Source organism: Syntrophaceticus schinkii (genome assembly GCF_000946815.1).
Taxonomy (GTDB): Bacteria; Bacillota; DSM-12270; order Thermacetogeniales; family Thermacetogeniaceae; genus Syntrophaceticus; species Syntrophaceticus schinkii.
This window is the reverse complement of sequence record NZ_CDRZ01000031.1, coordinates 1-6,479: the sequence shown is the minus strand read 5'-3', so window position 1 is coordinate 6,479 and position 6,479 is coordinate 1. Positions and strand designations below refer to the sequence as shown.

General features: G+C 48.1%; 9 protein-coding genes. 3 read left to right on the top strand and 6 right to left on the bottom strand.

Features of this window, described 5'->3' with window-relative positions; all coding sequences use genetic code 11:
- Nucleotides 1-979: alpha-isopropylmalate synthase regulatory domain-containing protein (locus tag SSCH_RS02555; protein ID WP_044664102.1), on the top strand; the 979-nt coding region annotated here is incomplete at its 5' end.
- A gap of 148 nt (nucleotides 980-1,127) precedes the next feature.
- Here SSCH_RS02555 and SSCH_RS02550 read toward each other — a convergent pair.
- The 6 genes from SSCH_RS02550 to SSCH_RS02535 are packed head-to-tail and all read right to left on the bottom strand — an operon-like array spanning nucleotide 1,128 to nucleotide 4,246.
- A complete protein-coding gene (locus tag SSCH_RS02550; protein WP_044664100.1) occupies nucleotides 1,128-1,811 on the bottom strand; it encodes a DUF881 domain-containing protein in 684 nt (227 codons plus the stop codon).
- Entirely contained in the window at nucleotides 1,804-2,181 is a 378-nt protein-coding gene (locus SSCH_RS02545) for a small basic family protein (RefSeq protein WP_044664099.1), read from the bottom strand. Before SSCH_RS02545 ends, SSCH_RS02550 begins: the two co-directional genes overlap by 8 nt.
- Nucleotides 2,182-2,523 (bottom strand): DUF881 domain-containing protein, encoded by a 342-nt coding sequence (locus SSCH_RS02540; protein ID WP_052835223.1) that lies wholly within the window; start codon nucleotides 2,521-2,523, stop codon nucleotides 2,182-2,184.
- The gene (locus SSCH_RS16075) at nucleotides 2,520-2,858 is read right to left on the bottom strand and encodes a hypothetical protein (RefSeq protein WP_156972046.1); all 339 of its coding nucleotides are present in this window, start codon (nucleotides 2,856-2,858) and stop codon (nucleotides 2,520-2,522) included. The genes SSCH_RS02540 and SSCH_RS16075 overlap by 4 nt, the downstream gene beginning before the upstream one ends.
- Entirely contained in the window at nucleotides 2,845-3,027 is a 183-nt protein-coding gene (locus SSCH_RS18000) for a hypothetical protein (protein WP_156972045.1), read from the bottom strand. The genes SSCH_RS16075 and SSCH_RS18000 overlap by 14 nt, the downstream gene beginning before the upstream one ends.
- Nucleotides 3,008-4,246 (bottom strand): MFS transporter, encoded by a 1,239-nt coding sequence (locus SSCH_RS02535; RefSeq protein ID WP_044664101.1) that lies wholly within the window; start codon nucleotides 4,244-4,246, stop codon nucleotides 3,008-3,010. The genes SSCH_RS18000 and SSCH_RS02535 overlap by 20 nt, the downstream gene beginning before the upstream one ends.
- 248 nt (nucleotides 4,247-4,494) lie before the next feature.
- On the opposite strand from SSCH_RS02535, the gene cdaA reads away from it, so the two are divergent.
- Nucleotides 4,495-5,304, top strand: a complete 810-nt coding sequence (gene cdaA / locus SSCH_RS02530) for a diadenylate cyclase CdaA (protein WP_044664098.1) — start codon at nucleotides 4,495-4,497, stop codon at nucleotides 5,302-5,304.
- A complete protein-coding gene (locus SSCH_RS02525; RefSeq protein WP_044664097.1) occupies nucleotides 5,291-6,247 on the top strand; it encodes a CdaR family protein in 957 nt (318 codons plus the stop codon). The genes cdaA and SSCH_RS02525 overlap by 14 nt, the downstream gene beginning before the upstream one ends.
- Nucleotides 6,248-6,479: the final 232 nt, after the last annotated feature.

Sequence of the window (6,479 nt, the reverse complement as noted above, 5' to 3'; positions counted from 1 at the left end):
CACTGGGCGATTCATGTTCAGTAATGATGGGGAACTGGCTGTGGCCAACAGCCTGATGGCTGTCAGGTATGGGGCGAGACAGGTTCAGGGAACGATCAACGGTTTTGGGGAGCGGTGTGGGAATGCCAATCTCTGTTCGGTGATCCCCAATTTACAGCTGAAGATGGGGTTTTGTTCTCTGGATAGTGCTGCTCTGCGGCAGCTTACAGAGGTGTCCCGCTATGTCAGTGAGATCGCCAATATGACCCCCTTGAGTAGCCAGCCATTTGTGGGTTCCAGTGCTTTTGCTCATAAGGGGGGGATCCATGTCAACGCTATTTTAAAGAATCCATGCACTTATGAACACATGGATCCGGAACTGGTGGGAAACAGGAGGCGTGTTCTGGTGTCTGAGCTGGCCGGAGCGAGCAATATCAGCTTTAAGGCTCGGGAATTCGGGCTGGATATACTCAAGGGCAGCGATTCAACACGTCGTTTGAGCAATGAGATCAAAGAACTGGAGCACCGCGGCTACCAGTTCGAGGGGGCGGATGCATCCCTGGAACTGTTATTGCGGCGGGGTATAGGAGAGGATGGGGAGTTCTTTACCCTGGAAAGTCTGAAAATCCTGGTGGAAAAGCGCCCTGCCAATGGCGGAGGGGAAGAGAGCATCAACTGCGAGGCCACCATCAAACTGCGGGTGGGTGACCAGGTGATGCATACAGCAGCAGAGGGGGAGGGCCCCGTGAACGCTGTGGACAATGCCCTCAGAAAAGCGCTGGAGGGTTTTTATCCTGCTCTCAAAGAGATGCACCTTGTGGACTACAAGGTGCGTGTTCTGGATGGTAAGGATGGAACCAGTGCCAAGGTACGTGTGCTCATCGAATCCGCGGATTCAACAGAAACCTGGAGCACAGTAGGTGTCTCTGAGAATATTATCGAAGCCAGCTGGCAGGCCTTGACAGACAGCATGAACTACTTTCTGATGAGGCGCCAGTAGTGTAATAAAGGTGACAGGGGGACGGTTCCTCTTGTCACCTCTTTCATCGTGACGGGTGACACGGGGACGGGTTCTCTTGTCACCCTCTTGTCACCTCATTCATCGTGAGACGCGAGTGAGACGCGAGAACCGTCCCCGTGTCTCACCGTTATTCCTCAAGTTTTGGTTTCAGGTAGTAGGTATTGGGGTAATCAGCAGCCGGCAATTCAATTAAATTCTCTTTCTTGACCGTGGGACGAATATTATAGATGGCTAGACTGTCGAGCACACCTCCCAGAAGATGCAGTCCTGAATCGAGCTTTTCCGGATCACCTATGGCTTTAATCGTGCAAGGGTAGGTAATAACTTCTCCATCGACCGTGAGGGCGCTGGTCGGTTCGTTCCAATAAATCTTCGACCAACCGGTAATTCGGCGGTCATTGATGGCAATGGCTTCTGCTTGAGAGTTCCAGAGTTCATTGATGATATCGATTACATCTATATAAACAAGATCGGCATCGATGGTAATAGTGATGCCCGGGCCCTTTACAGGTACAGTTCCCAGGGCCATTTTTTGTTTGGTAATATCCTTGCGCAGCTGTTTGGTCAAAGTTTCTTCCTCAGAAACATTGGTGCTGATCAGGCGCAGTTGCCTATCCAGGTCGCCCAGTTCCTTTTCCAGCTCAGATTTCTTATCATTGATTTTATTCAACATTAAGATCAGGTCTTCTATTTTTTGTTGAGGTAGATCTCGCAAATAGTTCTGCTGGGAGCGAAACTGCACTGTGATGAGCAGACCCAGCAGTAAAAAGGTAACAAAAACAGGGACCTGCCAGTTTTTTAATTTATTCATGATTATCCCTCTTTGCCCGTGCAATTTTTCGTTTTTCGACCCATCTGGAGAGCAGTTCCCTCCTGATGATGGCTAGATTCTGGAAGAGCCTGACACCAAAGGCGAAGACGGCTGCCAGATAAAGGTCCACACCAAGCTGGTCACCCAGGTAGGCGAGCAGGGCCGCAAGCAGGGCATTGGCAAAGAATCCTGTAAGCAGAATAGCGGCATCGAATCTTTCATCGAAGATCGACCTGACACCACCAAAGGCGGAGTCCAGTGCTGCCAGAACTGCTATAGAAAGATACTTGGCATAGGCCCCCGGAATAGGTACATTGAGGGCAGAACCGATGATCAGCCCAATCAGCAGCCCTAGAATTGGAATCCACATTTATTGTTCCCCCTTTGGTTCTGTATAACTAAACTGGTAACTTCCCTTATAGGACCCGATGGTTACCTTGTCCTTTTTTTCAATACGCACTGGATAACCCGCCATTTTCAAGATGTTGTACTGGCTGGTTTTCGTTTCCAAAACCTTGGACATGCGATCAGGATCACCGATCGTCCTGATCACAAAGGGCGGCCCGATGGCAATGGTATTCACCCCGATGGTTGTTCCCATACACCTGATATCGGATGAGCATACAATCCTCTGCCCATTGATAGAGATGGCTTCTGCCCCTCCCACTCGCAGTTCATAAACGATATAGAGAAGGTGTTTGTCGTGAATCAAGAAGTCCTCCGGTTTGGTTTGCTCCGGGTTTTTGCTTTTGGCGATTTCATAGCCTTAGTATTATCATCCAGAAAAACCATGATCCCCTTTCCCTCTACATTAGTTATGCCGGAAAGGGTTTTCATATGGTCCAGTTTTGACTGTAAGCTTCGCACCTCAATTTCTCCTGAAGCAATGTCTTTTTGATGTTTTGCCAATGACTCTCTTCTGGCCTCGATAGTTTTTTCATAATCTTTCAGTTCTTTTTCCTGTGTTTCGATCATGGCGATCAGGTTCTGTGCCTTTGACTGGGAGCGGGGATCAGCTTCACTTTGCAAGGCGCTAAGCGCTGACATCAGCAAAATCCCCGTCATAAACAGAACGATTGCCAATGGCAGCTGCCAGTTCCTCAATTTCACACAGGGCACCCCCTATCTTTGATAAAGGATCAGTTATTTCTTCGTGACTTAATATTGATCTCCTGCTGTTATTATTTATGAAATAATCAGGATATGGATTCGTCATGGTTATTATCCAGGGCTGGGATCGGATTATGCTTTCCCCAGATAAGGACAGCACATATACTGATCATACCGATAATCGCTCCTACAGCCAGACCGGCAGGTGCTCCCCCAACATGGGCAACAGATCCGCTGAACAGGCTTCCCAGTGGAGCAAGCCCCAGAAAAACCAGGGTATATACGCTCATCACCCTTCCCCGAAGATGATCAGGGGCATTCAACTGCAGTGTGGTATTCACTGATGTGATAAAGGATAACATGGCAATACCGGTTAATCCCAGCAGGAGCAGTGCCATGGTATAAGAATGATTGAATGCCAACAACAGCTGAAAGAGAGCCAGTCCTGTGGCTCCTCCTATTATTATATACTGCTGTGGCCCCAAATGACTTACAATTGCCATAAAAAGAGCGCCCACTAGGGACCCAATACCCATGGCAGACAAGAGGAAACCGTATCCGTCGGCTTGCAGCCCTAAAGTATCGCGGGCCAGCACAGGGATAAGAACATTGAAATTCATAGCGAAAATACTCATTACTATCATCAGCGCCAGGGTGTGCAGGATCACCGGTGTTTGGCGAATGTACTGCAGCCCTTCCTTGATTTTAGTCAGGACCATTTCCTGTGGGCTGCTGTCTTTTGCCGCATCCTTTACACGCAGTGCCAGAAGACCACAGATCACCGCCAGGTAACTGGCTGCATTCACCAAAAAACAGGCAGCTATTCCAAGAATATTGATGGTCAGTCCACCTATGGCAGGCCCGATAATTCGGGCGCCGTTAAAAGCGGTGGAGTTCAAAACAATGGCATTCATTAAATCACGTTTTCCTACCAGTTCTACAATAAAAGACTGGCGTGTCGGGCTATCGAGAGAGTTGATTGTACCCAAAGTACCGGCCATAACTAAAATGTGCCAGTACTGCACCTTTCCTGTAAGAACCAGCAGACCCAGGATGAGTGCTGTCAGTGCGGAACCGCTTTGTGTTAATATTAAGATCTTCCTTTTCGGCAGGCGGTCAGCTACTACTCCGGCAAACAGAGAAAAAAGCAGCATCGGTGTAAACTGTACCGCACTCACCAATCCCAGCAGAAAGGGGGAATTTGTCAGTGTAAGCACCAGCCACCCCTGAGCCAGGTTCTGCATCCAGGTACCGATGAGGGAAATTAGCTGTCCTGTCCAAAAGATGCGAAAATTACGGTGTTTCAAAGCTGCGAACGCTCTCATCAGACCTGTTTCCACAGCTTTCCCTCCATTTCTGCGATGTGTTAACCAATTAATGCCATAAAGTAATCTGATAATTGGTCTATTGATATTAATAACATATATGGATGTGCTATTATTCTAGTTGTATTATTATCTTAACCCTTTTGTCCTAAGTTGTCAGCATATACGACATTTCCTGCAGGTTTTATTTGTCAGATGTATGCTCGATAGTGTATATTTAGATGAAGATCTTATACAGGTGAATCTATATGTCAAATCTATCCAGGTTTTTAGCGTATTTTAATTATCTTGATTTACGCACCTTTATCGACATTCTAATAGTTGCCTTTGTAATCTACAAGCTTTTGCTGTTGATCAAAGGAACACGTGCTGTGCAGCTCTTGAAAGGTCTGGCTGTGCTGTTGATTGCCGGTGCCTTGAGTGCCCAATTTCATTTAACAACAATCAACTGGCTGGTGGGGAAGACGTGGACAGCCCTGGCTGTGGCTCTTCCGGTTGTTTTCCAGCCGGAACTACGGCGGGCCTTGGAACAGTTGGGGAGAGGCAGCCTTTTTGGGCGCAGATCCGTTTTGGCTGAGGAAGAAGCCAGACATATAGCACATAATACAGCCCTGGCAGCTGAAAATCTTTCCCGTCGACATGCAGGCGCTCTGCTTGTTTTCACTCGAGAAACAGGGCTGGTGGAGTATGTGGAGAGCGGAGTGAAGATGGATGCTCTGGTCTCCGAAGAGGTGATCGTGAATATTTTTGAGCCATATACCCCTCTCCATGACGGGGCAGTGATCATCGGGGGCAATCGTATCCTGGCTGCTGCCTGTTACTTGCCTTTGACAGAAAACCCCTTTATCAGTTCACAGCTAGGAACAAGGCACCGCGCTGCCCTGGGGATCACAGAGCAAAGCGATGCAGTGGCAGTTGTGGTTTCCGAGGAAACCGGGACGATTTCTCTGGCAGAAAGCGGCAGGCTTTTTCGGGGCTTAAGGAGAGGGGATCTCGAACAGAAATTGATGGACATGCTGGGTCCCAGTAAGGCAGTGAAAGATCATGAAAGACAGTAAGGTATACAATTGGTGTGTGCGAAATAATATCGGTTTTAAGCTATTGGCACTTTTTCTGGCATTTATGCTGTGGTATTATGTGGCCGGACAGCGTGACCCGATTATTAAAAGGGATTTTACGCTTCCTGTGGAGGCGCGCGGCCTTTCCTCTGAAAGTGTGCTGGTTTCTCCTCTTCCTGATGTCCAGGTTTCCACACGGGGGATGAGGAGCATCATGCGGGATGTCAAAGGGGATGACATTCGTGTTTATGTCCAGATCTCCGATCAGGAAGTGGGAGAAAAGCTTCTTCCGGTACAGGTAGAATCCCCCTTTGGTGTTCAGGTGGTCAGCATCTCTCACGAGCGGATCAAGGTAGACCTGGATGTCATGTCTGAGAAGCAGGTGCCTGTACAGGTGCTGGTGCGCGGGGAAGCAGCTCCCGGTTTTACATATCGCACTGCATCTGCCAGCCCAGAACAAGTTACAGTGAAAGCGCCCAGCCGTTTCTTGGATGAGATATTAGATGTACAAGCTGTAATAGAGATCAAAGGAGCCAAAAATGATATCAGTCAACAGGTCAAGGTACAGCTGGCCAAAAATTACGGGGAGCAGGTAACAGTCCAACCTGGTACTGTACAGGTAAAGCTTCCCGTGGTAACGAGCGGGCCTGTCAAAACAGTAGCAGTGACTGCTGCTCTGCAGGGGGAAGTAGCAGAGGGTTTTGTCGTTAAAAGCCAAAGTGTAGAACCGAAGACTCTCCAGATGACAGGTCCTATAGAGGTAATGGCCAATCTTGGGGAGATACGCACCAAGCCTGTGGATATAAGTGGAGCCCAGGGGAATATCACAAAAGATGTAGAATTGGTACTGCCTGCCGGGGTTATATCTCTGGGTCAAAACAAGGCAAAAGTAACCATTGTTATTGAGCCTGTTGAGGCAGAAACTCCGCAGGTGATCGCCTAAGTTCTTGCGGTGCAAGCAACGCAGTATAAAAGCAAAATTTTATTAATTCGCATTTTTTAAACCAAACAGGCAGGAAAAAACATAACTAATGACAAAAACCTCCTGGAAGCAACAACGATCAAATCATCATTTCCAGGAGGTGTTACCACCGATGTCGAAACGGTGGCTCAAAGATTTTCTTCGATACATCAACAAGGTATTCCTGCCTGAGGGCTGTACAAAATGGGCAAAA

Coding starts and splice junctions, on each gene's coding strand:
- SSCH_RS02525 (WP_044664097.1), top strand. CDS start 5,291: ATGAAAGACAGTAAGGTATACAATTGGTGTGTGCGAAATAATATCGGT.
- SSCH_RS02545 (WP_044664099.1), bottom strand. CDS start 2,181: ATGTGGATTCCAATTCTAGGGCTGCTGATTGGGCTGATCATCGGTTCT.
- cdaA (WP_044664098.1), top strand. CDS start 4,495: ATGTCAAATCTATCCAGGTTTTTAGCGTATTTTAATTATCTTGATTTA.
- SSCH_RS02550 (WP_044664100.1), bottom strand. CDS start 1,811: ATGAATAAATTAAAAAACTGGCAGGTCCCTGTTTTTGTTACCTTTTTA.
- SSCH_RS16075 (WP_156972046.1), bottom strand. CDS start 2,858: ATGTCAGCGCTTAGCGCCTTGCAAAGTGAAGCTGATCCCCGCTCCCAG.
- SSCH_RS02535 (WP_044664101.1), bottom strand. CDS start 4,246: ATGAGAGCGTTCGCAGCTTTGAAACACCGTAATTTTCGCATCTTTTGG.
- SSCH_RS18000 (WP_156972045.1), bottom strand. CDS start 3,027: ATGACGAATCCATATCCTGATTATTTCATAAATAATAACAGCAGGAGA.